Origin of the sequence: Mucilaginibacter sp. 22184 (assembly GCF_052045695.1) — a bacterium.
In the GTDB taxonomy this organism is placed as follows: Bacteria; Bacteroidota; Bacteroidia; order Sphingobacteriales; family Sphingobacteriaceae; genus Mucilaginibacter.
This window is the reverse complement of sequence record NZ_JBQEPI010000009.1, coordinates 60918-86152: the sequence shown is the minus strand read 5'-3', so window position 1 is coordinate 86152 and position 25235 is coordinate 60918. Positions and strand designations below refer to the sequence as shown.

Below are 25235 nucleotides of genomic sequence, written 5' to 3'. Positions count from 1 at the left end.
TATCCAATAAACACCAAATGAAAACAGCTTTAATAACGGGAATAACCGGGCAGGACGGAGCGTACCTGGCTGAATTCTTATTGAAAAAGGGCTATACTGTACATGGTGTTAAACGGCGGTCGTCATTATTTAATACCGACCGTATTGATCATCTTTATCATGACCCGCACGAGCCCAATGTGAAGTTTAAACTCCATTACGGCGACCTGACCGACTCCACCAACCTCATCAGGCTGGTACAGGAAGTGCAGCCCGATGAAATATATAATCTGGCCGCGCAAAGCCATGTAAAAGTAAGTTTTGATACGCCCGAATACACTGCTAACGCCGATGGTATTGGTACCCTGCGTATCCTGGAAGCCGTACGGCTATTGGGGCTTACACAAAAAACACGGATATACCAGGCGTCCACGTCTGAGCTTTATGGATTGGTACAGGCGGTTCCTCAAAGTGAAACTACGCCATTTTACCCGCGGTCGCCATATGCGGTCGCCAAGCTATACGGTTACTGGATCATCGTAAATTATCGTGAAGCCTATAACATGTATGCCTGTAACGGCATCCTGTTTAATCATGAAAGCCCTATCCGGGGCGAAACTTTTGTTACCCGTAAAATTACCCGTGCCGCGGCAAAAATTGCCTTGGGCCTGCAGGATTGCCTGTATGTGGGTAACCTTTCGGCCCAGCGCGACTGGGGCCACGCTAAAGATTATATCGAAGCCATGTGGCTGATGCTGCAACAGGAAAAGGCCGAGGATTTTGTAATAGCAACCGGCGTTACAACCACTGTGCGTGATTTTATAAAAATGGCTTTCAATGAATTAGGCATCGAGGTGGAATTTAGCGGCAAGGATGAACATGAGCGTGGCGTGATTATTGATATTGATGAGCAAAAAATAACAGAACTGGGTTTAAATAAGGATGTCCTGAAGTTTGGGCAAACCATAGTGAAAGTTGATGCCAAATATTTTAGACCAACGGAGGTTGAACTGTTAATAGGTGATGCCACCAAGGCTTTTGAAAAATTGGGTTGGAAACCTAAATATGATCTTCAGGCCCTGGTTACAGACATGGTATTATCAGACCTGCACCTGGTTAAAAAGGACGACTATCTGAAAAAAGGCGGATTTAAAACGCTTAATTATTTTGAATAAAATTTATCAATTCTGCATGAAGAAAATATTTACCGGCATTATACTATTATTTTTAATAAGCGGGATTGTAAAGGCACAATCTGTATATCAGCCCTACTCGTATCAGTTTTATCAGAAACTGGATGCGGATGTTTATTCTACTAAAACCCGTGTACATAGTTCCATAAAGCCATTTTTTGTTGATGACTCATTGATCAGGTATCATTATGATTCTTTGATGAATTTGAACGGGCTTAAAGGGAAATTCTTTACCGAGCATCAGATTGATGTGAAGGGGAAGGGCTATACTTTTTACACCGATCTTTTACCCGATTTTAATCTGAGCCGGGATTTTTCCAATAAAAAGAATACCAACTTCGGGTCATTGGGCTTACAGGTGGGTGGTACGGTAGGTGATAAATTATCCTATAACGTTAGCGCCTATGAAAACAGGGCTGTATTACCCGATTACCTGGCCACTTATACCAACCAGGTGGGCATAGCTCCCGGACAGGCTTATGCAGGCATTTATGGTAATGAATACCGTTGGTCGTACATTACCGCATTGGTATCCTACACGCCCAACAAATATCTGAATATAACCGGCGGACGGGATAAAACTTTTATTGGCGATGGGTATCGCTCAGAGCTGTTATCTGATTATGCCTCGCCTTATCCCTTCCTGAAACTAACCGCTACTCTTGGTAACGTAAAGTATATGGTGATGTGGGCCTATTTCAATGATCCGCTATCTGTTAAAGTAGATAATGGCGATCGTAAAAAATATGGTGTATTCCATTACCTGGACTGGAATGTAAGCAACCGGCTTTCATTAGGCTTTTTTGATGCTATCATATGGCCTGCTAAGGACGATTTGGGGCACGCCCGCGGGTTTGATTTTACTTACATCAACCCGGTGATATTTTTAAGGCCCCTTGAGGCAACAAACGGCTCACCGGATAATGCTTTGCTCGGGTTTACAGGTAAATATAAACTGACAGATGGCATTACAGCTTACGGTCAGTTTGCGCTTGACGAATTTGAGGCCAAAAACTTTTTCTCCAGCAATGGCAGTTCACGTAATAAATATGGCTGGCAGCTTGGTTTTAGAGGTGCAAACCTGTTTAACGTAAGCGGGCTGAATTACCTGTTAGAAACCAATAATGTAAAGCCATACACCTACTCAGAACGAAGCTCTATAGTTAATTATTCTGAAAACGGCGAACCTTTGGCTCATCCATGGGGGGCAAACTTCCGGGAAGTGGTGGGTTTGTTGAATTACTCGTACAAAAGATTTGATTTTTCCGGTGAGGTTGATTATGGTCATTATGGCCTGGATACGGATAATCTGAATTTCGGTAAAGATATCTTTCAGCAATATGTTGATCCGGCGCGGGCTTTTGGCAATTATACCGGTCAGGGCCTGACAACCAATATGGTTTATTTTGAAGGGAAGGTAGCCTATCTGCTAAACCCTAAATATAACCTGCGTTTTGAATTAGGCGGAATTTACCGTTCTGAAAAGAACAGCCAGTTTCATGATAAAACAGGGATGATCACTTTTGGTATCCGCAGCTCATTCCGGGCTATTTACAATGATCTGGCGAGTTATAAAACCCATTAATGGTGAGTAGTGAGCGGTGAATAGTTAGTTGAGGTGTAATAAAAAAACACTCACCATTCACCGCTCGCCATTCACGATGCTATCGTATGCGTATTATGCTTGGCGCCTAAGCTTCTTACCTGTGCCATGATATGTTGTGCATCATAACCACATTCGGCCCAAAGTTCGGGTTGTTCACCGTGTTCGATGATCTTATCAGGTATGCCCAGGCGTTTCACCAGTGTATTTTGGTAGCTGTTATCTGCCATAAATTCCAGTATCGCGCTTCCCATGCCACCTTCCAGGCAGCCGTCCTCAACCGTAATTACTTTGCTAAACTTTTTAAATACTTCGTGAAGCAATGCTTCGTCGAGCGGTTTTACAAAGCGTAGGTCATAATGAGCAGGGTAATAACCTTCGGTATTCAATTGCGCTGTGGCTTTTACTACTTCGTTACCAATGGCGCCTATGGATAGAATAGCTACCTCGTCACCATCGCAAATTTTACGGCCCTTACCAACCGGTATAGCCTTGAAAGGACGCTGCCAATCAACCATCACACCGTTACCACGTGGATATCTGATCACAAACGGACCCATATTTTCCTGTTGAGCAGTATACATGAGATTACGCAGCTCTTCTTCGTTCATCGGGGCCGATACTGTCATGTTGGGTATGCAGCGCATAAAGGCCAGGTCATAAGCGCCATGATGGGTTGGCCCATCGGCACCAACAAGGCCAGCTCTGTCCAAACAGAAAATTACATTGAGGTTTTGAATGGCCACGTCATGCACTACCTGGTCATACGCTCTTTGCATAAAGCTGGAGTAGATATTACAAAATGGTACCAAACCCTGGGTAGCTAATCCTGCCGAAAATGTTACCGCGTGCTGTTCGGCTATGCCTACGTCAAAAGCGCGTGTTGGCATGGCTTTCATCATGAGGTTAAGCGAGCACCCCGAAGGCATGGCCGGGGTAATACCCATAATTTTAGGATTTTGCTCGGCCAGCTCAATAATACTGTGTCCAAAAACATCCTGATATTTAGGAGGCTGTGGTTTATCGTACTTGGTTTTTTTGATCTCGCCGGTTATCTTATCAAATAAGCCGGGAGCATGCCACTTGGTCTGGTCTTTTTCGGCCAGGGCATAGCCTTTACCTTTGGTGGTAATGCAATGCAATAGCTTAGGACCTGGTATATCGCGCAGGTCTTTCAATACTTTTACCAGGTGGTTTACATCATGACCGTCAATTGGGCCAAAATATCTGAATTTAAGGGCTTCAAAAAAGTTACTGCGTTTTAACAGCGTGCCCTTAATGCTTTTTTCTATCTTCTGCGCTATTTTAAAGGCATCGGGACCTATGGCTGATAACTTGGCCAGCACATGCGCAATATCGTCCCTGAAGCGGTTATATGGCTTTGAAGTGGTGATATCTGTAAGGTATTCCTTCAGCGCGCCCACATTGGGATCTATCGACATGTTATTGTCGTTCAGGATCACCAATAGGTTTGAATTTTCGATACCGGCGTGGTTAAGCGCCTCAAAGGCCATCCCCGCGGTCATGGCGCCATCGCCGATAACGGCTACGTGTTGCCTGTCGGTCTCGCCTTTATAGTGCGAGGCTACCGCCATACCCAGCGCTACCGAAATAGAGGTAGAGGAGTGCCCCACACCAAAGGTATCGTATTCACTTTCTGAACGTTTAGGAAAACCGCTCAGGCCTTTATATACGCGGTTGGTATGAAACTCATCGCGGCGGCCGGTAAGTATTTTATGGCCGTAAGCCTGGTGGCCTACATCCCAAACTAATTGATCGTAGGGGGTGTTCAGTACGTATTGAAGGGCTACTGTTAACTCAACAACACCTAAACTGGCAGCAAAGTGGCCGCCATTTACCGATACCACATCAATAATATACTGGCGCAGTTCCTGGCAAACCTGTTCAAGTTCCGTCTCGTTAAGTCGCTTTAAATCAGATGGATAATTTATTGTTTTTAATAAATCCCCGGCTGGTACCTGCATTGACATTTGTTAGAATATTTAACTTACAAAGTAAGCTAATTTATTTATAAAAACAGGTTATCTAATTGTATTTATTGTTTGGGAAATAGAGAGTCAAGAAAATAAGAGTCAAGAGTCAAGACCTACTCTTTTGTGATTTCAAAGTCTTGAGTCTTGATTTCTTGGCTCTTGGTTCTATGAAAAAATCTTATTTTTGCAACAGATATATGACCGACGACAGCTTTGCTATAAAATTACCCCAGTTTGAAGGTCCGTTTGATCTGCTGCTTTTCTTTATCGAAAGAGATGAACTGGATATCCATGATATCCCCATAGCTCGTATTGCCGACGACTTTTTAAATTATATACACCAGATGACCAGCCTTAACATGGAGCTGGCCAGCGAATTTATTTTTGTGGCGGCTACGCTGATGCGTATCAAGGCAAAGATGTTATTACCACGCTATGAAGCTGATGATGCCGGCGACGAAGCCGATACGAAGGAAAACCTGATCAGGAAACTGATTGAATATAAAAAATTCAAGGAGCTGTGCGATGAAATACGCCCATATGAAGAGGAGCGTTTTAAACAGGAAAAGCGTGGTAATATCAAGCACGACCTGGAGCAGGTAGAAAAAGTTACCCATCCGGGCGAAGAACTATCGGAACTAAGTTTATACAAACTGATGATGGTGCATGAGCGACTGATGCGCAATTATCTTAACCGCAGCGAGGAGGTAAAACATACCGTTGTTCAATATCCTTACACTATCGAAAAGCAGAAGAAAGCGGTTGCCGATTTGCTCAAAATTAATAAAATGCTTGATTTTAAGGCTATTGCCGGGCATTCAGAAAATAAAGTACATTTTGTTTACAACTTTTTGGCCGTATTAGAAATGCTGCAGCAGGAGCTGATAGATATTCAGATCGGTTTAGGATATAATAATTTCTGGATAACGGCGAGAGGTGGTGAGCTCAAAGCAGAAAGCTAAAGGCCTGGAGCTTTTTTAGCTGATTTAATATTCAGCAGTTCAATGATTAATCCAAAAAAGCTTTAAGCTTTTGGCCTTAGGCTTTAGGCTTTTTGCTAACTTAGCGCCCGTTATAAATACAGTGCCGTTTTAATTATATATAATGAAAAGAGACAAATTAATTTTTAAGTTATTGGATGAAGAGCAGCAACGCCAGGAAGAAGGTATTGAGCTGATAGCATCTGAGAATTTTGTGAGCCGTCAGGTTATGGAAGCCGCAGGTTCTGTGGCTACTAATAAATATGCCGAAGGTTTACCGGGCAAGCGTTATTATGGCGGCTGCCAGGTGGTTGACGAAATTGAAACCATCGCTATTGAAAGAGCCAAGCAACTGTTCAATGCCGAGTGGGCAAACGTTCAGCCGCATTCTGGCGCTCAGGCTAATGCTGCCGTGATGCTGGCCGTTCTTCAGCCGGGCGACAAAATATTAGGATTTGATCTGTCACATGGTGGCCACTTAACCCATGGCTCACCGGTTAACTTTTCGGGTAAATTATATGAGCCGCACTTTTACGGCGTGGTTAAAGAAACCGGTTTGGTTGATTATAAACAACTGGAAAAAGTTGCACTTAAAGAAAAACCAAAACTGATCATCTGCGGTGCTTCGGCTTACTCGCGCGATTGGGACTATGAGTTTATACGTAAAGTGGCCGATAAAGTAGGTGCTTTGGTACTGGCTGATATATCGCACCCGGCCGGTCTTATAGCCAGGGGATTATTAACCGATCCGCTGCCGCACTGCCATATTGTTACTACTACAACACACAAAACATTACGCGGACCGCGTGGTGGTTTGATCCTGTTGGGTAAGGATTTTGAAAATCCATTTGGCATAAAAACACCAAAAGGCGAAGTAAAGATGATGTCATCATTGCTGGATATGGCTGTTTTCCCAGGTACACAGGGTGGTCCGCTGGAGCATATCATCGCTGCTAAAGCCATAGCCTTTGGCGAAGCTTTAAGCGAAGGCTACATGAAATACATTTTGCAGGTTAAAAAGAATGCCGCCGCAATGGCCGAAGCTTTTGTTAAGCGTGGTTATGAAATTATATCTGGCGGTACCGATAATCACTTGATGCTGATTGATTTGCGTAATAAAAACATCACCGGTAAAGCAGCCGAGAATGCTTTGGTAGCTGCCGATATCACTGTGAACAAAAATATGGTTCCTTATGATGATAAGTCGCCGTTTGTTACTTCGGGCATACGCGTAGGTACTTCGGCTATTACCACCCGTGGTATGAAAGAGAAGCAAATGGAGCACATTGTTGAACTGATAGACGCGGTAATTGCCGATCCGGAAAATGAAGCCTCTATCAAAAAAATACGTAAAAAGGTTCACAAGCTGATGCACGATTATCCTTTGTACCGAGAAAACAACGAGGAATAAGCCATAACCGAAAGGTAGTAAAATATAACGCCGGCATAGGAGAAATACCTGTGCCGGCGTTTTTTGTGAGTATGAGGTTCATGTGATATAGGCTGATGAAAAAATATTTATCTTAGCAAAAGCATTGAGGATATGCCTTGAACCGTGTGATTTAAGGATAAATGTACATAGTGTGCCAAACAAGGGTTCTGTTTTTTGGTTTACTATAACGTTTAAGCAAACAAGTACTTATTTGAACAATAACAGCGACAATTTGGAAGCAGGGCTCAAAATAAATGTTTTAGTAGTTGATGATAATCAGATAAACCGGTTATTGATCAACAAGATACTGAAGAGGTGGGGCGCTAATGCCGATTTTGCCGAAAATGGTGTTGAAGCTATACATAAAATAGAAAACAACCGGAATTATAATGTGGTATTAATGGATATCCACATGCCCCAGATGAGCGGCCTCGAGGCTACCAAGATCATACGGGCTATGCCCGATCTTTATTTTCAGCAGTTACCTATCATTGCTTTAACAGCGTCGATGCAGCGGAGCGAGATGAGTGAGATGGATAATGCCGGGATGAACGATTATATATTAAAACCATTTGACCCTAAATCTCTTTATGATAAACTAAGCCGGTACCAGCATCAATAAAGATGCTTTTATACTCTTTGTTTATTTAATAAAAACTTCTTATCGGTAGGGAAATCCCTAAAGATCAGTTCATAAGCAATTTTTACCCAAATGATAATGCATGGCCAGGCTTTCATGGCCAGGTTGCTCATCCATTCGCGGGCAGGCCGTGGAAAAGCGTCGCTGGGGCCGAGGCCGGTGATTACCAGCAATAACACCAGCATAACAATATGGAAAGTAGTAAAAGGCTTATCCTGCATCATGATGTAAATTACTGCGCCTGCTGTAGCTATAATATAAGTAGGGTGCTCAGATCCGGTGCTGAACAGTACAACCATCAGCAAGGCAGAACATAGTACCTGCAGTTGAAATTTCAACGAATTATATTGTTTAAACCGCAGTAACGGGATTGCGAAAATAATGCCCCCCGCTATTAGAAAGGGTGTATTAGGGATGCTGGCATTTTGAGTTAAACGACGTGCTACGCCCATAATACACCAATCGATACTGCCAGTTAAACTTACATTCATGGAGTTTTTAAGGTTTAACTCATGAAACCAGTCATGATAGGATTGAATAATATAATGAGGGCTGGAGATGAGCATAGGTAAGGCAAACAAAACACCGGCCCATACCACTGAGCTTACCATAAACTTTAATTTATTACCGGAGAAAAGAAAGAATGCCAGGCCAACCACCGGGTAAAACTTAATTAAAGTGCCTGCAATGATGAAAAGGGTAGCCCATTCGTCCTTGCCTTTTTTTACCAGCATAAAGCTGATGATGATAAACGCAGCTATAAGGGCATTGATCTGCATATAGTGCGAAGTATTCGAAAACTCAATAACACACAATAAAAGAATGGCTGTTTTTATGCGGTTGTTAAAGGGCAGCAGATGTACCGCCAGCAAAAAGGCAAGCGCATTGACTATTTGCCAAAGGAAAAAGCCTACCGCTTCTGAAGGGAGGGCGAAGGGCGCAACCAATATGGTAAATGTGGGGCCATATAAAAACACATCAGAGTATTCGGCCGGGTATAATAAATATAAATTTAAGCCTGCCTTTGCGTGGTAATAAGCGTTGCGAAATATGAGATAATTATTATCAATATGCCTGAAGTATTTGAATTGCCAGCAATAAACGGCAACTGCTATATATAACACCCAAACCCATTGATAGCCGGTTAAATAAAGAAACCTTTTTGTCATTGCAGATAACTGTGATAATTGTAATCGACAAAAGTATTGATAAAAAAGATATTGGGTTCAATTTGTTTTATTGCGCATAGGCAATGGTGGCAATGCTTAAAGTGAGCCCGGGTATTTTTAACAGCTCCATACCGCAGGCCTCCAGAGTTGAGCCGGTGGTTACAATATCATCAACAAGTAAAACATGTTTGTTGACTAATTTTTCGGGATGTTTGATCATAAATACATCCTGCATATTCTCAAAACGGGCAAAGCGCGATTTATGGGTTTGTGTTGCTGTTGCTACCGTACGTTGTAAATTATTATCTTCCACAACAGCAGGCAGCTTTTCCGCAAGTCCTTCGGCAAAATGGGTACTTTGATTATAACCGCGTTCCCGCAGCCGTTTTTTGTGCAGGGGGACAGGGATAATCAGATCAACAGTATTAAAAATAGGATTTTGAGCTAATTGGCTACCGGCAATGTTTCCTAATAAGTTACCTATCTGTTGCATGCCTTTATATTTAAAATGATGCATCAGGTTTTGCACTTTGCCGCCTTTAGTAAAATAATACAAGGCGTAGGCGGCTTCAACTTTTAGTTTGCCATAAAACTGCTGGGCAACAATGTTATCGGCTTGTAAGTGAAAATGGGTATAGGGTAAATTGTAACGGCAGTCCGAACAAATAATGTATTCGTTGGCAACAAGACTGGCCTGGCAGGCAGGGCATAATTCGGGAAAAAGCAGGGAAACAAAATCGGCCAGGTAGCCACGCAGCAATTTCATGCCGTTAATTTAAGACAGAAATCTTAAACTTCGGCAACCTTACCTTTTTCTTTGATGGCTAATTGTCCGCAAGCCGCATCAATATCTTTACCCCGGCTACGGCGGAGGTGCGTGTTGATGCCTTGTTTTTGCAGGTAAGCGGCAAATGCTTCTACCTTATCTTCACCGGCATTAATATAGCTGGCAAAAGCAATGGGATTATATTCAATGATATTTACCTTACAAGGCAGGTGCTTGCAAAATTTAGCCAGCTCCATGGCGTCCTGTATCCCGTCGTTAACACCATCAAAGATAATGTATTCGTAGGTTACCGGGTTTTTGGTTTTGGCGTAGTAATATTTTAAAGCTTCGGCCAGGGCCTTTAGTGAGTTTTGCTCATTAATTGGCATTATGGTGTTGCGCTTTTCGTCATTAGCAGCATGTAAGGACAGGGCAAGATTAAATTTTACCTGATCGTCGCCCAGCTTTTTGATCATTTTGGCAATACCGGCTGTAGAAACGGTGATCCTTTTGGCGGCCATGTTCAATCCGTCTTCGGCAGTGATGCGCTCAACAGATTTCATCATATTGGCGTAATTCAGCAAAGGTTCGCCCATACCCATGTATACGATGTTGGATAAAGGCACACCATAATTTTCACGGGCTTGTTTATCTATCAGCACTACCTGGTCGTAAATTTCATCAGGATTAAGGTTTCTTTTACGCTCCATGTACCCCGTAGCGCAAAACTTACAGGTAAGGCTGCAGCCCACCTGCGACGATACACACGCTGTCATCCGGCCAGGAGTGGGAATTAAAACCCCCTCAATTAGATGAGTATCGTGTAAAATAAAAGAATTTTTTATAGTTTTATCAGCACTAACCTGTGATGAATTTATTTTAACGTTGTTAATAACAAAGTTTTCGTTGAGTTTAGTGCGCAGTTCTTTTGAAATATTGCTCATCTCGTTGAAAGAGACGCACGATTTTTTCCAAAGCCATTCATAAATTTGTTTAGCCCTGAAACTTTTTTCCCCCATACGGATAAAATGCTCCTGCAAGGCTTCCAAACCGAGGCTTCGGATGTCTATTTTATCTTTTGCATTATTCACAATGCAAAAGTACTTAAATTTAAAAAAATCTGTCTTATTTTAAAGTCATTCTTTTAAATGATAAAAAAACATAACTAAAAGTTAATTATAGTTAATTTTGTGTGGAGTGTTTTAAAGAAAAACGTTTTGAGATAGATAACAAGTGATATATTAATGAAAAGTTTTAGAGCCGATTACGTTTTTCCAATTTTTGCCGATCCTATTAAGAATGGAATTGTTACTGTTGACGACCAGGGCAAGATCATTTCTGTTACCGACCATAATAATCCTCCGGATGGCCCCATTGAACAGCTGAGCGGCGTTATTTCTCCGGGGTTTATAAATACACACTGCCATGTTGAGCTTTCGCATCTTAAGGATAAAATAACACCCGGGAAAGGGTTGATAAATTTTATAAAAGATATTCAGGCATCCCGCAAAGCGGATGATAAACAAATAGCAGAGGCTATTCAAAAAGCAGATGAAGAGATGTATGCGAATGGTATTGTTGCCGTAGGCGATATTGCCAATAGCAATAGCAGCATCCCGGTTAAAGTTGCCAGCAAGTTGTATTACCATACGTTTGTGGAAACTTTTGGCTTCTTGCCGCAAAACGCCCAGGCTATTTTTGATAAAGCGATGGAACTTATGCGGGAGTTTAAGCCGCAACCCTGTTCCATTACCCCTCATGCGCCATATTCGGTATCCAAAGAGCTCTTTAAACTGATCCGGAAACATAGCGACGCCGAACCTAATCTCATTAGCATCCACAACCAGGAGTGTGAGGATGAGAACAAATTTTACCGTTACAAATTAGGCGACTTCCTGGATCTTTATGAACATTTTGGTATCGATATCAGCCATTTTAAGCCGCAGGCACGTAATTCCTTACAATCCATTATCCCTCTGTTAACTAACAGGCAACAGGTTTTGCTGGTGCATAATACCTGTACCAATTTAAAAGACATCTATTTTATAAAACGGTTCGACCGTAAAATAAACTGGTGTTTTTGCCCTAAAGCCAATCTGTATATTGAAAACCACCTTCCCAAAATCCCGCTTTTTATTGATCAGGGCTTTAACATTACGCTGGGTACCGATAGTCTGGCATCAAACGATAGTTTGTGTATACTGAGCGAAATGCGTACTATTCAGAAAAAGTTCCCGACTATCAGCACGGCTAAATTATTGGAATGGGCTACCGTGAACGGAGCATCGTTTTTAGGTATTGATGACGAAAAGGGAACGCTTGAACCGGGCAAAACTCCCGGACTAAACCTGATAACTGGTTTGGATGGATTAAAGATCACCCCAGAAAGTAAGGTTAAGCGTTTAGTTTAATAAGTTGATTAGGTTGATTGAGTTGTAATAAGTTAATTTGTACCAAGTTTTATCACACCAAATTTAATCAACATAATCTACCTCAATCAACCAATAAAACTCAATGATCAGACATCTCGATATAACCGTTAAAGGAAAAGTTCAGGGCGTTTTTTACCGCAAATCAACCAAAGCCGTAGCCGACCAGTTAGGGGTAAGGGGCTTTGTTAAAAATGAACCGAACGGCGATGTTTTTATAGCTGCCGAAGCCGATGATACCCTGCTCGAAATGTTTATGGAATGGTGCAACGAAGGCCCCGAAGACGCGGAAGTAACTTCTGTAGAAAGCCATGAGGGCGAATTAAAAAACTATCGTAATTTTGAGGTTGTAAAAAGGGCCCTGTAATTTGCCGGGTTTTATTTGTTAATTACCATCCCAAACATCAACATTGTCAACCGCTAAAAAATTTGCCGGGCAAACGGCTATATACGGTGTAACTACTATAGTGCAGCGTTTATTAGGCGCATTGCTTACCCCGCTTTATACAAAAGCATACAATCCTAATGTATATAGTATTTTCAGTACCATGTTTAGCTATGCCTCTGTTTTGCAGGCGGTGCTGTCTTTTGGTATGGAAACTACTTTTTTCAGGTATCTGAATAAATTCCCGGATAATAAAAGGCAGGTCTATAACAACAGCTTTTGGGCCGTATTTATGGTAACGGTAGTGTTTTTAATATTAACCGTTCCATTTACCCATACCATAGCAGGTTTAATTAAAATTGGTAAAGGCACTTCACAGCAGGAGTTTGAACTATACATTCGTTATTTTTTGGGCATTTTGGTGATCGATGCCTGGTGTGCTATCCCGTTTGCCAAACTCCGTGCAGACAGCCGGCCAATAAAATACGGGAGCATTAAACTAATCAATATTATAGTTACGGTATCGCTCAACCTCGTTTTTATCTGGATAATTCCGTACATCATTAAGCACCAAATGCCTGGGGCTGATTGGTGTAAGCAATGGTTTACTATGGGTTGGGTAGGCTACATATTTGTATCAAACCTGGTGGCCAGCTTTATAACCTTATTGCTGTTACTGCCCGAGTTGCTGAAGCTGCAACTAAGTTTTGATGGTGTTATGTTTAAAAATATGCTTACCTACAGTTGGCCGGTAATGATAGCAGGTTTATCATACATCGTTAACGAAAATTTTGATAAAATTTTACTGGGAAAACTGCTGCCCGATAGTATCAGTGAGCGCGAGGTTGGTATTTATTCGGGCTGCGCGCGTATATCCGTTTTTCTAAGCCTTTTTAACCAGGCCTTTCGCATGGGAGCCGAGCCCTTCTTTTTTAGTCATGCCAAGAATAAAAATGCCGGTCAAACCTACTCGCGCATCATGGATTATTTTGTAATAACCATGTGCCTTATGTTTGTAGGTGTTGTGGCCAATATTCAGATACTAAAACACTACGTAAATAACCACGACTATTGGGTTGGTTTACCAGTTGTGCCGCCTTTGTTGCTGGGTTATGTAAGCCTGGGTATTTATACCAATTTGTCTATCTGGTATAAATTGTCCGATCAAACGAAGTATGGCCTGTACATATCCGGGATAGGGGCTATAGTAACCATTGTGCTCAACGTAATTTTTATTCCAAAATACAGCTACATGGCATCGGCCTGGATCTCGCTGATAGCTTATGCCAGTATGATGATAATGTCATACATATGGGGTCAAAAACACTATCCCATCCCTTACAATCTTAAAAAGAATGTCATATATATCGTATCATCAATAATACTTGTGTATTTGTCGTTCAGCACATTTAAACGTAATATATTTGTAGGTAATATATTGTTGTTCCTGTTTGCGGGGGCTGCATTTTTTGCAGAGCGTAAACAATTAAAGGCCATATTTAGTAAACGATGACCATCAGGATAATTAATAAGTCGAAGAATAGTTTACCGGCATATGAAACGGCCCATGCTGCCGGTATGGATCTGCGTGCCGATATTGAAGAACCAGTACGGTTAAACCCTATGGAGCGTAAACTCATTCCTACCGGTTTGTTTATAGAACTTCCTGTTGGGTTTGAGGCGCAGATACGACCGCGCAGTGGTTTGGCGTTTAAGCATGGTATAGGCATTGTTAATTCACCCGGTACTATTGATGCCGATTATCGTGGCGAGATCAAAGTGTTACTGATCAATTTTTCGGCAGAAGTATTTGAGATCAACGCGGGCGACCGTATTGCCCAAATGGTAGTTGCCCGGCACGAAACTGTGAATTGGGATGAGGTAGAAGTATTAAATGAAACCAGCCGCGGCGAAGGTGGTTTTGGCCATACGGCTGTTAAATAGAAGCAAGAAATTAGAGACAGAATAAGCGGACAGGCTATGAAAGAGTTGGAATTAAGATATAACAAGAATAAGGTAAGAGCAGGCCTCAATTGCATGGTGGCAGTCTTGATTCTTGGTTCTTGTTTCCAGGCTCTACCGGTAAGCGCTCAAAAGTCTGTTCCGGCTAAACAGCTATCGCAGGCTGATAGTATGATGGTTAAGCAACTGTTTTTCTCGGCTATTCGCGAAAAAACCATCGAGAACTCCAAACGTGCCGGCGAAATGTTTGAACGCATATTGCAGGCCGATCCGGGAAATGACGCCTCGATGTTTGAGCTGGCTAACTTGAAACGACAGCAAAATGATTATGCGGGGGCAAGGCCTTTATTAGAGAAGGCGGTTGCAATTAATCCGGATAATGAATGGTATTGGGTAGCCCTCGCTGACGGTTATGAAAAAACCAACGCCATCGATAAGCTCGAAAATGTATTTAATCAGCTCATCAGGATCAATCCGGATAAACCCGATTATTATTTTGATAAAGCTAACGCATATCTCATTTTAAAAAGATACGATGATGCCCTTAAGGTGTATGATCAGCTGGAAAAACTCAATGGCCCCAGTGATGATATTTTAGCAAGCAGGCAAAAAATTTATTTAAAACAAGGCAAGATCGATCAGGCGGCCGCCGAGTTGGAGAGGGCGATTGCAGATAATCCGGGTCAGATGCGTTATTACCTGCTGCTGGCCGAGATCTATAACTCAAACGGATTAAATGATAAGGCCCTTAAAGTTTTGCTCCAGGCCGAAAAGCAAGATAATAATAACGGAATGGTGCATTTGGCCCTGGCTGATGTTTACCGCGACAAAAAAAATAATGATGCCTGTTTTAACGAACTGACACTGGCGTTTGCGAACCCAGATGTAAGTATCGATCAGAAAATAAATATCATTAGCGGATATTTCCCCAAATTTCCTGAACCCAATGCTAAAGCCAGCGCACTTGAACTCAGCCGGCTTTTAACGGTAGCGCATCCTGCCGATGCCAAGGCCTATGCTATTTATGGGGATATGTTGTTACAAAGCACCAAATTAAAAGAAGCCAAATCCGCGTATAAGAAATCGATCCAACTGAATGAACAGGTATATGTTGTTCATGAACAGCTGGTACGGGTTGAATTGAGTGAAAATGATATAGATGCCACTATCAAAGATGGCGAAAACGCTCTTTCGTTATTCCCGAACCAGGGTTGGATGAATTATATGGTGGGTGTAGCCTGGGCGCAGAAGAAAGAATTTAAAAAAGCGCTTAATTATGCCACCAACGCAACTTCATTAGAAATTCAGGATAAGGATTTACTTTCGCTGAGCTTTTCGTTATTGGGCGATTGCTATCATAGTCTTAAAGATAACAAAAGCTCGGACGAGGCTTATGATAAAGCCTTAAGCTATAATCCGGATAATGCGTACACATTAAACAATTATGCCTACTATTTATCGTTAAGAAGTGAGCAACTGGATAAAGCAGCGCAAATGTCGGCTCGGTCCAATGAGCTTCAGCCCAATACCGCATCGTTTGAAGATACATATGCCTGGGTGCTTTTTAAGCAAAAGAAATATGCCGATGCAAAGGTGTGGATGTTGAAGGCGCTTGCGCATGATAAAACGAATAGTGCCGCCCAATATGAGCATTATGGCGATATTTTGTTTTACCTTGGTAATGTGGATGAGGCCGTAGAAAACTGGAAAAAAGCTAAAAGTAACGGTGGTCAATCGCCGCTATTAGACCGTAAAATAAATGAGAAAAAATATAGCGAGTAAATTATTAATAGCATGTTGCCTGCTGATTATGGTGAGCTGTAAGGCCCGTAAACAGGTTTTGGTAGCCCGCAAAGCCGATTCATCGGCAAAGCCTGTTGATAATAAGTTAAGCAGCCAGCTAAGTGCCATAAGAGCTAAACAGGTAAACTTTAACACCTTTTCTGGTAAAGCCAAAACCAAGCTCAATATTAATGGTAATAGTAATGATGTCACCCTTAACATTCGCATTGAGCGCGATAAAAGAATATGGGTTTCCATTACCGCCATTTTAGGTGTTGAAGCAGCCAGGGCTTTGATCACGCCTGATAGTATACTGCTCATCAATCGTTTACAGGGAGTGTATCTGCGCAAACCTTTTAGTTACGTATATAAATATGCCAGCAGCCAGGTTAATTATAAAACGCTGGAGTCATTGTTGATAGGTAATGCCGTACCTGAACTGCTCAATGAAAAAGCCGACCTGACCAATGCTGATGGAAACACTACGCTGAGCGGTAGCTTGCAGGACCTGTTATATAAGCTGGTTTTAGGTGCCGATTTAAAAGTTACCCAAACAAATTTGTCTAATCAAAGCGAAGGACAGTCATTGCAGGTTGTTAATAATAGCTTTATCCAGGCAACTAATAGGGTAATGCCATCACAAATAGATATCGCATCGGTAGTAAAAGATAAAAAAATACAGGTTAATTTGCATTATACAAAGGCCGACTTTGACGTACAGCAGGAATATCCATTCAATATTCCTGACAATTACGAGCCGGCCAAATAATTAATTATGTTTGTTTGATGAAATTTTTAAAAGCAGTATTTTTTATAATAGCGGTATTTATAGTAATTGATGTGCATGCGCAAAGCAGCCAGGAGTTAAAACGCCGACGTGATAAACTGTCTGATGAACTGGAACAACTGAATAAAGATTACCAGGAAACCTCAAAAAATAAAAAAGCTACTTTAAAGCAGTTGAGTTTATTAAAAGCGCAAATAAGCCTGAGGGAAGAGAAAATAAATATCATCAACTCGGAGGTAAGAAATTTAGATAATCAAATCTCTGAGAGCAATAATACCGTACATAGCTTACAAAACCAGCTCGACCAGCTAAAAAAGGAATATGCAGCCATGGTGCTTTTTGCCTATCGCAATCAAAGTGCCTACAATAAGCTTATGTTTATTTTCGCTTCGCGAGATTTTAACCAGGCCTATAAACGATTAAAATATTTACAACAGTTTGGAACCTACCGCGAGCGTCAGGCGGGTTACATACAGGGAACCCAGAAAGAGCTGCATGTAAAAATAAATGAGCTGGATAAGAATAAGCAGGAGAAAAGTAACCTGCTGGCCGATCAGCAAAAAGAAAAAGAAACGCTTGGTAAAGAAAAAAATAACCAGGTAAAAGTAGTGAGCGACCTGTCGCAGCACGAAGGGCAGTTGAAACAGCAACAACGGGAGGTTCAGGCAAAAATAGCCAAAACCAACAGGGAAATTGCTGCAACTATCCGCAGGGAAATTGAAGAAGCCCGGCGCAAGGCCGAGGCTGAAGCCAGAGAGGCCGCCAGAATAGCGGCGGCTAAAGCGAAGGCCGAAAACAAGCCAGCTCCTGTAACCCCGGCTAAACCAGTGACAAGGAGCGAGTCGAGTGTGCTGAACGCGACACCTGAGGCAGCTAAATTGTCAAATGACTTTTTAGGTAACCGCGGTCGTTTACCATGGCCTGTTGCCAATGGGGTAATAACCCAGGGTTTTGGCATGTACACCACGCCGGAGGGTATTAAGAGCGAGAGTACTGGTATTGATATCAGAACCAACCCGGGAAGTTCGGTAAGGGCGGTATTTGATGGTACCGTGGTAAGGGTTGTTGACGTAAGCGGAACCTATTTGGTGATGATAGTACACGGGGAATATTTTACAGTGTATGCCAATTTACGGTCGGTTAGTGTGGCCAGGGGGCAAAAAGTGAGTACCAAGCAAACATTAGGAACGGTGGCAACAGATTCGTCGACCGGGGAAACGGAGGTTCACTTTGAGGTTTATAAAGTGAAGGATCCAACCAATCCTAAAACGTGGCTTGCACCTAACTAATTAGTTATGAACTTTATGAAAATTTAATTGTATATATTTGTAACCTTAATTTAAATGCTATGCTAAGTTCAGTTTTTTTATTTTTAAATATTGGTACGAGCGAAATGGTACTGATACTTTTTGCAGCATTAATGCTTTTTGGAGGTGATAAGCTACCTGAGCTGGCACGCGGTTTAGGCAAAGGCATCCGTGATTTTAAAGATGCATCTGAGGATGTAAAACGCGAGATCAATAACCAGATCAACAACTACGAAGACAAGAAAACCGAAACCAAGGTGCAAGATACGCCCGCCGTTGAAGAAAATACTACAGAACACACAACCGCAGAGGTTGTTGAGGAGACAACACATCCTATACATGGTTCTGTACCCAATACAATCCCTATCTCGGATACTTACGTACATACACATGAAGAGGAGCCGGCAGCGGAAACGCACAACATCGATCTGACTAAGAAAACAACAACAGATCCTGTTAAAACAGAACACGAATAACACAAGTCATAATAATATTTACATAACATAAAACTTAAAAATCATGGGTGGATTAGGCGCACCAGAAATCATTCTGATCATCATTGCAATACTTTTATTGTTTGGCGGTAAAAAAATACCTGAACTAATGAGAGGTTTAGGAAAAGGCGTTAAAGAATTTAAAGACGCACAAAACGGCGAAAGCAATACAAGCACTACCGAAGAAAAACCAAAAGCTTAGTATTTAGGTATCAAGTAGCGAGTATCAAAATTTTTGAAGGCTTTAATGTAGCTGTCTTGATACTTGATGCTGGCTACTTGATACTTTAGTTTATTGCATATGAACTTATCTGTTGAATTATTTCGTATTTCAACAGATAAGTTTTTTATTTTAGCCCCATGGCTAAATTTTATTCCTCTTTAAGTGAAATAAGGAGTGGGCTGCAACGTGCGGAAATTACCGTTGAAGGACTGGTAAAAAACTATCTTGATCAAATTAAAAAAAATGCTCATTTGAATGCCTTCAACGAGGTGTTTGAAGAAGAAGCATTGATCAATGCAAAAAACATTGACGACCGTATAAAAAACGGCACTGCCGGCAAACTGGCCGGAATGGTTATCGCCATAAAAGATAACATCTGCTATAAGGGTCACCAGGTAAGTGCCTCATCCAAAATATTAAAAGATTTCACCTCCATTTATTCATCAACGATTGTTGAACGTTTACTGGCCGAAGACGTGATTATTATTGGCCGCTGCAATTGCGATGAGTTTGCCATGGGCGGAGCTAATGAAACCTCTTATTTCGGTCCGGTAAAAAATATGGCCGACGAGACCAGGGTTTCGGGTGGTTCATCAGGGGGCTCGGCGGTTGCAGTACAGGCCAATATGTGCCATGCGGCTATCGGTACAGATACCGGGGGCTCTGTAAGGCAGCCAGCTTCATTTTGTGGTGTTATTGGTTTAAAGCCTACTTACGGCCGTATTTCCAGGCATGGTATCATCGCTTTCGCTTCGTCATTTGACCAGGTTGGCCCAATTACCAGGTCGGTAGAGGATGCCGCTCTGTTATTGGAGGTTATGGCCGGTCCTGATGATTACGATAGTACACTGGCTCAACAAGAAGTGCCCGCGTTTTCTGAACATATCGAAAAAACAGGCAAAAAGAAGATTGCCTATTTGCAGGAGGCTATCTCCAGTCCCGGTGTTGATAACGAGGTAAAGGATGTACTGGTAAAATATATTGATAAACTGCGTGCAGAAGGGCATACGGTAACACCTATCGCTTTTGAGCAACTGGATTATCTGGTACCGGCCTACTATATTTTAGCCATGGCCGAAGCTTCATCAAATCTGGCCAGGTACGATGGGGTGCATTATGGTTATCGCAGTCCTGCAGCTGATGATCTGCAATCAACCTATAAACGTTCCCGGTCCGAAGGTTTTGGTAAAGAAGTAAAACGCCGCATTATGCTGGGCACGTTTGTATTGAGCGCCGGATATTATGACGCCTATTATGCCAAAGCCCAGAAAGTGCGCCGACTGATCAGGGAAAAAACCGACGAGATCCTCAAGGAGTATGATTTTATACTGGTACCCACAGCTCCGGAACCTGCGTTTGCTATAGGTAAAGAAGAAAAAGATCCGGTAGTAACGTATCTTTCGGATATTTTTACCGTACAGGCATCCTTAACTGGTGTACCTGCTATTTCGCTGCCTGTTGGCAATAATAGTAAAGGTTTACCGTTAGGTTTACAATTGCTTGCTAAGCATTTTAATGAACAGGAACTATTGAATTTTTCAAAATATTTCCTTGAACTTTAAAAAATTTAATAATTTAGTAAATAAGGGAATCAGGATATTAGAATCAAGAGTCAGGAAATAATAGCTTTTCAACTTGGTTTTTATCTTAATTCTTGATTCTAACATCTTGACTCTGTTAAATTAAATCCCTAAAGAATGAAGAAACTATTTACGCTTACTATCTGCTTTTTACTACTGCAAATTGTTTACGCAAACGCTTCTTCAAGATCAACATTTCAATGGCCAAATATCGCACAGGATACCATCCTTCGGAAAGCCGTTGCCCAGCCTGCGGGCCCGGCACCATTAAGGGGTATTTATGAACGCCGTTTAGATTCCATCAGCAAAGACATCCCGCTGGAATATAATGAGTACGTACAGAGCTATATCGATCTGTACATGCAAAACCGCGATGAGATGGGGCAGGTGATCGGTCTTTCCAAATATTATTTTCCTATCTACGAAAAAGCATTCCACGATGCTGGTATACCCGAAGAGATAAAATTCCTGTCGATAGTTGAATCAAAGCTTGATCCTAACGCGGTATCAAGAGTAGGGGCAACCGGGCCATGGCAGTTTATGTTTACCACAGCCAAATTATATGGTTTAAATATGGATAGCTATGTTGACGAACGTCGCGACCCAATACAAGCCACTTATGCCGCCGCAGCTTATTTAAAAGACGCCTACCAGGAGTTTGGCGATTGGCTTTTGGCTATCGCATCATACAATTGCGGCAAAAGCAATGTAGAGCGCGCGGTTGAAAAAGCAGGTGCCAATGATTTTTGGAGCGCCCGTCAATATCTGCCTGCCGAAACCCGTGGTTATGTGCCTGCTTTTATAGCGGTAAATTATATAATGCATTATTTTAATAAACATAACATTGTTCCACAAGGCTGTAACTTTTCGTTGAAGACTGATACGGTTATGGTTAAAAAATATGTGGCCCTGAGCAGCATATCGCAAGCCCTTAAGGTAAACATCAATGAGTTGGCTATATTAAACCCGGCTTACAGAAGATTAATAGTTAACGGTTCACCAAAGTTGCCGCGAAGATTGATATTGCCGCAGGTAGCAAAGGAAAACTATGCCGTTTTATATAATGTATTGAATGGCGGTGATGCAGCAGCTCCGGAACCAAAAGTGAGCTATGCTTCTTATACCGAAAATAAGCCTGAACGTAAAATGCCATCCCGCCACCGGGTTCGAAAAGGCGAAACTTTGGCCTCCATTGCCGATAAATTTGGAGTTGAAGTGCAGGATCTGAAAGTTTGGAACCATCTGAAAAGTAATCGTGCCCCTGTTGGTGTGAGCATCAAAGTAAGTAACGGAGATGATGACTCGACCAGCGCGGCAGTAAGTCCTCACACCAAAAGAGTTTTATAATTGCAGGGACTTAGACACGGAAAGCTATATCGATAAGTGAAATTGACAGTGAAAAAATATTAAATACCTGAATATGAGGGGCCCGGTTTTGATGTATTTCAAAGCCGGGCTTTTTTATTCGGGTTACCATAAAAAGAATTGTAATTTTGAGCGCTTGAATTTTGAGAAAATGAACAAGAACAACCGTAAACAGGATGCCTTAAACTACCACTCACAAGGTCGTCCCGGAAAAATACAGGTAGTACCTACCAAACCAACCAATTCCCAACGCGACCTCACCATGGCGTATTCGCCGGGTGTTGCCGAGCCATGTTTGCGCATAGCAGAAAATACCGAAGATGTATATAAATATACAGCAAAGGGAAACCTCGTGGCCGTTATCAGTAACGGTACCGCGGTGTTGGGCCTGGGCAATATCGGCCCAGAGGCCAGTAAGCCAGTAATGGAAGGGAAGGGCTTGCTATTTAAGATCTATGCCGATATTGATGTGTTTGACCTGGAGGTAAATGCCAAAAGCGTGGATGAGTTTGTAACTATTGTAAAAGCACTTGAGCCTACCTTTGGTGGCGTTAACCTGGAAGATATATCTGCCCCAACTTGTTTCGAGATCGAGCGCAGGTTGAAAGCCGAAATGAATATCCCGGTAATGCACGACGATCAGCATGGCACAGCCATTATATCCGGTGCGGCTTTAATGAATGCCTGCGAAATACAAGGTAAAAAGCTCGACAAGATAAAAATGGTAGTTAACGGTGCAGGTGCCGCCGCGGTATCGTGTACCAAGATGTACCTTTCGCTGGGCGTAAAAAAGGAAAATCTGGTGATGTTTGACATCAATGGTTTGTTAACACCGGAGCGTACTGATCTGGATGATATCAGGCTGGAGTTTGCCACCACGCGTACAGATATCAAAACATTGGCCGATGCCATGAAAAATGCCGACGTTTTTGTTGGCCTTTCTGCGCCAAACGTGGTTGACGCGGATATGTTGAAATCAATGGCCAAAAAGCCAATCGTATTTGCAATGGCCAACCCGGTGCCCGAAGTTGATTATGATCTGGCGGTACAAACCCGCGATGATATCATCATGGCCACTGGTCGTTCTGATTATCCTAACCAGGTAAATAACGTATTGGGTTTCCCCTATATTTTCAGGGGCGCGCTTGATGTGCGGGCAACTGCCATTAACGAGGCCATGAAAATAGCCGCCACACACGCTATTGCCGAAATGGCTAAAAAGCCGGTTCCGGAAGCTGTAAACCTGGCCTATAATACTACCAATCTTAAATTCGGACGGGATTATATCATCCCTAAACCGATGGATCAAAGACTTATTGTGGAAGTATCGGCCGCCGTTGCTAAGGCAGCCATGGAATCTGGAGTCGCCCGTAAAGCGATAACAGATTGGGAAGCTTATTATGAAGAATTGCGATCAAGATTAGGCACCAATGATAAATTGCTGCGTAACCTCACCAATAAAGCCAAGCAAAACCCAAAGCGTGTAGTTTTTGCCGAGGCTGATAATTACAAAATACTAAGATCGGCTCAGATAGTAAAAGAGGAAGGTATAGCCACCCCGATATTACTGGGTAACGAAGATAAGATCAGGCGTATCATGCGCGAGAATGACCTTGACCTGGATGATGTTCAGATCATCGATCCTCGTGTGAAATGTGAAAACATGGAAGAGTATGCCGAGTTTCTGTATAAAAAACGCCAGCGCAGAGGGGTAACCTTATTTGAAGCCCGCAAAATGCTGAGCGACCGTAACTATTACGGTGCCTGCATGGTGCAGTTTGGCAGAGCCGATGCCCTTATCTCGGGCTTAACCAAAAATTATGTTCCAACCATTAAACCGGCTCTGCAAATTATCGGTACCGAAGAAGGAGTGAACCGTGTGGCAGGTATGTACATGATGATCACTCAAAAAGGGCCTGTGTTTTTTGGCGATACCACCGTGAATGAAAATCCATCTATACAAGAACTGGTAGACATTACGGTGCTGATCGAAAAATCTGTAAAGCAGTTTAATATCAGTCCGCGGGTAGCTGTATTATCGTACTCTAACTTTGGCTCAAATGACGGTCCCATTCCCGAAAAAACAAGGGAAACCGTGAAATTGCTGCACAAGCAATATCCGGATATGGTAGTTGATGGTGATATGCAGGCCAACTTTGCCCTCAACTCCGATTTGTTGGCAGATAACTTCCCATTTTCAACCCTAAACGGAAAACCAGCTAATACTTTGATATTCCCTAATCTGGAATCGGGTAACATTGCTTACAAGTTATTGCAGGAAATTGGTGGTGCCGAGGCTGTAGGACCTATATTATTGGGATTGAAAAAACCGGTGCACGTGTTGCAACTGGGTAGTTCGGTTCGTGAAATTGTAAATATGATCACTATAGCGGTTGTTGATGCCCAGGAAAAAGCCGAAGCCAGCAAACCAAAAGGTATTTTTAATAAACTTAAAGGAAGTAAATAATAGTATCAAGTATCAAGATTTTTTACAAGGTTTATTTATAAAGCTAATTTAGCTGTCTTGATACTTGATACTAGCTACTTGATACTAAAAAACAAATAATATTATGTACGATTATATTAGTGGTAAACTGGTATTCAAAAGTCCTTCGCACGTTGTTATAGAGGCCGGCGGTATTGGCTATCACATTAATATATCGTTAAATACATATTCAAAGGTCGGAGAAGTAGAAAATTGTAAACTATTTATCTGGCAGTACGTAAAAGAGGATGCGCTCACATTATATGGTTTTGCAGATGACGGTGAGCGTCGCTTGTTCTTACACCTGGTATCCATATCCGGCATAGGGCCAAATACGGGGCGTATGATGTTATCATCAATTACCCCTGCCGAAATACAGGCAGCTATTGTTAGCGGCAATGTTGCTTTAATACAACGTATCAAAGGCATAGGTCCCAAATCGGCACAACGCATTATATTGGAGCTGCAGGATAAGTTGCGAAAAGAAGGACCTGACACTTTAACTGTTGTGCCTGTGAGCAAGACAGTTAAAGACGAGGCGCTTTCTGCACTTGTTATGCTGGGCTTTGCGCGTAATGCTGCCGAAAAGGTATTGGATCAGGAGATCAATAAAAATAATGGAGATTTAACTGTTGAACAGCTTATAAAGTTTGCATTAAAAACTCTATAATTACGTACAA

Annotated in this window: 22 protein-coding genes; 18 read left to right on the top strand and 4 right to left on the bottom strand. The window is 42.1% G+C overall.

Annotated features, from left to right (window positions below):
* The first annotated feature begins 17 nt into the window (after nucleotides 1-17).
* Together gmd and ACTJKG_RS20215 are read left to right on the top strand one after the other, a co-directional pair.
* Entirely contained in the window at nucleotides 18-1154 is a 1137-nt protein-coding gene (gmd, locus tag ACTJKG_RS20220) for a GDP-mannose 4,6-dehydratase (RefSeq protein WP_172337507.1), read from the top strand.
* Nucleotides 1155-1170: 16 nt separating this feature from the next.
* Nucleotides 1171-2757 carry a gliding motility protein RemB gene (locus ACTJKG_RS20215; protein ID WP_172337506.1) on the top strand — a complete coding sequence of 529 codons (1587 nt, stop codon included), beginning with the start codon at nucleotides 1171-1173 and terminating at the stop codon, nucleotides 2755-2757.
* A 71-nt stretch (nucleotides 2758-2828) separates the two neighbouring features.
* On the opposite strand, the gene dxs is transcribed toward ACTJKG_RS20215, so the two are convergent.
* Nucleotides 2829-4760: a 1-deoxy-D-xylulose-5-phosphate synthase gene (gene dxs, locus ACTJKG_RS20210; RefSeq protein ID WP_440740379.1), complete on the bottom strand. Its 1932-nt coding sequence runs from the start codon at nucleotides 4758-4760 to the stop codon at nucleotides 2829-2831.
* A gap of 176 nt (nucleotides 4761-4936) precedes the next feature.
* Between dxs and ACTJKG_RS20205 the strand changes: the two genes are divergently transcribed.
* The 3 genes from ACTJKG_RS20205 (at nucleotide 4937) to ACTJKG_RS20195 (ending at nucleotide 7803) form a co-directional block, all read left to right on the top strand.
* Nucleotides 4937-5731: a segregation and condensation protein A gene (locus tag ACTJKG_RS20205; protein ID WP_440740256.1), complete on the top strand. Its 795-nt coding sequence runs from the start codon at nucleotides 4937-4939 to the stop codon at nucleotides 5729-5731.
* A 142-nt stretch (nucleotides 5732-5873) separates the two neighbouring features.
* Nucleotides 5874-7160, top strand: coding sequence for a serine hydroxymethyltransferase (gene glyA, locus ACTJKG_RS20200; protein WP_172337504.1), 1287 nt, complete (start codon nucleotides 5874-5876; stop codon nucleotides 7158-7160).
* A 232-nt stretch (nucleotides 7161-7392) separates the two neighbouring features.
* Complete coding sequence (locus ACTJKG_RS20195) at nucleotides 7393-7803, top strand: response regulator (RefSeq protein ID WP_172337503.1); 411 nt, start codon at nucleotides 7393-7395, stop codon at nucleotides 7801-7803.
* Between the two features lie 8 nt (nucleotides 7804-7811).
* On the opposite strand, the gene ACTJKG_RS20190 is transcribed toward ACTJKG_RS20195, so the two are convergent.
* The 3 genes from ACTJKG_RS20190 to rlmN all read right to left on the bottom strand — a co-directional run bounded on the left by ACTJKG_RS20190 (nucleotide 7812) and on the right by rlmN (nucleotide 10847).
* The gene (locus ACTJKG_RS20190; protein WP_172337502.1) at nucleotides 7812-8990 is read right to left on the bottom strand and encodes a glycosyltransferase family 87 protein; all 1179 of its coding nucleotides are present in this window, start codon (nucleotides 8988-8990) and stop codon (nucleotides 7812-7814) included.
* A gap of 67 nt (nucleotides 8991-9057) precedes the next feature.
* The gene (locus ACTJKG_RS20185; protein ID WP_172337501.1) at nucleotides 9058-9756 is read right to left on the bottom strand and encodes a ComF family protein; all 699 of its coding nucleotides are present in this window, start codon (nucleotides 9754-9756) and stop codon (nucleotides 9058-9060) included.
* A 23-nt stretch (nucleotides 9757-9779) separates the two neighbouring features.
* Nucleotides 9780-10847 (bottom strand): 23S rRNA (adenine(2503)-C(2))-methyltransferase RlmN, encoded by a 1068-nt coding sequence (gene rlmN, locus ACTJKG_RS20180; protein ID WP_172337500.1) that lies wholly within the window; start codon nucleotides 10845-10847, stop codon nucleotides 9780-9782.
* A 153-nt stretch (nucleotides 10848-11000) separates the two neighbouring features.
* Here rlmN and ACTJKG_RS20175 point away from each other — a divergent pair, with 153 nt between their 5' ends.
* From ACTJKG_RS20175 to ruvA, 13 genes are all read left to right on the top strand, one after another.
* The gene (locus ACTJKG_RS20175; RefSeq protein ID WP_440740255.1) at nucleotides 11001-12167 is read left to right on the top strand and encodes an amidohydrolase family protein; all 1167 of its coding nucleotides are present in this window, start codon (nucleotides 11001-11003) and stop codon (nucleotides 12165-12167) included.
* A 103-nt stretch (nucleotides 12168-12270) separates the two neighbouring features.
* Nucleotides 12271-12552 (top strand): acylphosphatase, encoded by a 282-nt coding sequence (locus tag ACTJKG_RS20170; protein ID WP_216650681.1) that lies wholly within the window; start codon nucleotides 12271-12273, stop codon nucleotides 12550-12552.
* 43 nt (nucleotides 12553-12595) lie between these two features.
* The gene (locus ACTJKG_RS20165) at nucleotides 12596-14083 is read left to right on the top strand and encodes a lipopolysaccharide biosynthesis protein (protein WP_172337498.1); all 1488 of its coding nucleotides are present in this window, start codon (nucleotides 12596-12598) and stop codon (nucleotides 14081-14083) included.
* Nucleotides 14080-14514, top strand: a complete 435-nt coding sequence (gene dut / locus ACTJKG_RS20160; RefSeq protein ID WP_440740254.1) for a dUTP diphosphatase — start codon at nucleotides 14080-14082, stop codon at nucleotides 14512-14514. The genes ACTJKG_RS20165 and dut overlap by 4 nt, the downstream gene beginning before the upstream one ends.
* Nucleotides 14515-14550: 36 nt before the next feature.
* On the top strand, nucleotides 14551-16314 hold the full coding sequence (locus ACTJKG_RS20155; protein WP_172337496.1) for a tetratricopeptide repeat protein: 1764 nt from the start codon (nucleotides 14551-14553) through the stop codon (nucleotides 16312-16314).
* A complete protein-coding gene (locus tag ACTJKG_RS20150) occupies nucleotides 16292-17083 on the top strand; it encodes a DUF4292 domain-containing protein (RefSeq protein WP_172337495.1) in 792 nt (263 codons plus the stop codon). Before ACTJKG_RS20155 ends, ACTJKG_RS20150 begins: the two co-directional genes overlap by 23 nt.
* Before the next feature lie 17 nt (nucleotides 17084-17100).
* Nucleotides 17101-18390 (top strand): murein hydrolase activator EnvC family protein, encoded by a 1290-nt coding sequence (locus ACTJKG_RS20145; protein ID WP_440740253.1) that lies wholly within the window; start codon nucleotides 17101-17103, stop codon nucleotides 18388-18390.
* Nucleotides 18391-18449: 59 nt separating this feature from the next.
* Nucleotides 18450-18884 (top strand): Sec-independent protein translocase subunit TatA/TatB, encoded by a 435-nt coding sequence (locus ACTJKG_RS20140; RefSeq protein ID WP_172337493.1) that lies wholly within the window; start codon nucleotides 18450-18452, stop codon nucleotides 18882-18884.
* A 43-nt stretch (nucleotides 18885-18927) separates the two neighbouring features.
* Nucleotides 18928-19104, top strand: coding sequence for a Sec-independent protein translocase subunit TatA/TatB (locus ACTJKG_RS20135; protein ID WP_172337492.1), 177 nt, complete (start codon nucleotides 18928-18930; stop codon nucleotides 19102-19104).
* A 158-nt stretch (nucleotides 19105-19262) separates the two neighbouring features.
* The gene (gene gatA, locus ACTJKG_RS20130) at nucleotides 19263-20687 is read left to right on the top strand and encodes an Asp-tRNA(Asn)/Glu-tRNA(Gln) amidotransferase subunit GatA (protein ID WP_440740252.1); all 1425 of its coding nucleotides are present in this window, start codon (nucleotides 19263-19265) and stop codon (nucleotides 20685-20687) included.
* Between the two features lie 135 nt (nucleotides 20688-20822).
* Nucleotides 20823-22052, top strand: a complete 1230-nt coding sequence (locus tag ACTJKG_RS20125) for a lytic transglycosylase domain-containing protein (RefSeq protein ID WP_172337490.1) — start codon at nucleotides 20823-20825, stop codon at nucleotides 22050-22052.
* A gap of 169 nt (nucleotides 22053-22221) precedes the next feature.
* Complete coding sequence (locus ACTJKG_RS20120; protein WP_440740251.1) at nucleotides 22222-24537, top strand: NADP-dependent malic enzyme; 2316 nt, start codon at nucleotides 22222-22224, stop codon at nucleotides 24535-24537.
* A 103-nt stretch (nucleotides 24538-24640) separates the two neighbouring features.
* Nucleotides 24641-25225 (top strand): Holliday junction branch migration protein RuvA, encoded by a 585-nt coding sequence (gene ruvA / locus ACTJKG_RS20115; RefSeq protein WP_440740250.1) that lies wholly within the window; start codon nucleotides 24641-24643, stop codon nucleotides 25223-25225.
* Nucleotides 25226-25235 lie beyond the last annotated feature (10 nt).

Coding starts and splice junctions, on each gene's coding strand:
- ACTJKG_RS20175 (WP_440740255.1), top strand. CDS start 11,001: ATGAAAAGTTTTAGAGCCGATTACGTTTTTCCAATTTTTGCCGATCCT.
- ACTJKG_RS20135 (WP_172337492.1), top strand. CDS start 18,928: ATGGGTGGATTAGGCGCACCAGAAATCATTCTGATCATCATTGCAATA.
- ACTJKG_RS20215 (WP_172337506.1), top strand. CDS start 1,171: ATGAAGAAAATATTTACCGGCATTATACTATTATTTTTAATAAGCGGG.
- gatA (WP_440740252.1), top strand. CDS start 19,263: ATGGCTAAATTTTATTCCTCTTTAAGTGAAATAAGGAGTGGGCTGCAA.
- ACTJKG_RS20150 (WP_172337495.1), top strand. CDS start 16,292: ATGAGAAAAAATATAGCGAGTAAATTATTAATAGCATGTTGCCTGCTG.
- ACTJKG_RS20170 (WP_216650681.1), top strand. CDS start 12,271: ATGATCAGACATCTCGATATAACCGTTAAAGGAAAAGTTCAGGGCGTT.
- ACTJKG_RS20125 (WP_172337490.1), top strand. CDS start 20,823: ATGAAGAAACTATTTACGCTTACTATCTGCTTTTTACTACTGCAAATT.
- ACTJKG_RS20145 (WP_440740253.1), top strand. CDS start 17,101: ATGAAATTTTTAAAAGCAGTATTTTTTATAATAGCGGTATTTATAGTA.
- dxs (WP_440740379.1), bottom strand. CDS start 4,760: ATGCAGGTACCAGCCGGGGATTTATTAAAAACAATAAATTATCCATCT.
- ACTJKG_RS20155 (WP_172337496.1), top strand. CDS start 14,551: ATGAAAGAGTTGGAATTAAGATATAACAAGAATAAGGTAAGAGCAGGC.
- ACTJKG_RS20190 (WP_172337502.1), bottom strand. CDS start 8,990: ATGACAAAAAGGTTTCTTTATTTAACCGGCTATCAATGGGTTTGGGTG.
- ACTJKG_RS20205 (WP_440740256.1), top strand. CDS start 4,937: ATGAAAAAATCTTATTTTTGCAACAGATATATGACCGACGACAGCTTT.
- dut (WP_440740254.1), top strand. CDS start 14,080: ATGACCATCAGGATAATTAATAAGTCGAAGAATAGTTTACCGGCATAT.
- glyA (WP_172337504.1), top strand. CDS start 5,874: ATGAAAAGAGACAAATTAATTTTTAAGTTATTGGATGAAGAGCAGCAA.
- ACTJKG_RS20120 (WP_440740251.1), top strand. CDS start 22,222: ATGAACAAGAACAACCGTAAACAGGATGCCTTAAACTACCACTCACAA.
- ruvA (WP_440740250.1), top strand. CDS start 24,641: ATGTACGATTATATTAGTGGTAAACTGGTATTCAAAAGTCCTTCGCAC.
- ACTJKG_RS20185 (WP_172337501.1), bottom strand. CDS start 9,756: ATGAAATTGCTGCGTGGCTACCTGGCCGATTTTGTTTCCCTGCTTTTT.
- gmd (WP_172337507.1), top strand. CDS start 18: ATGAAAACAGCTTTAATAACGGGAATAACCGGGCAGGACGGAGCGTAC.
- ACTJKG_RS20140 (WP_172337493.1), top strand. CDS start 18,450: ATGCTAAGTTCAGTTTTTTTATTTTTAAATATTGGTACGAGCGAAATG.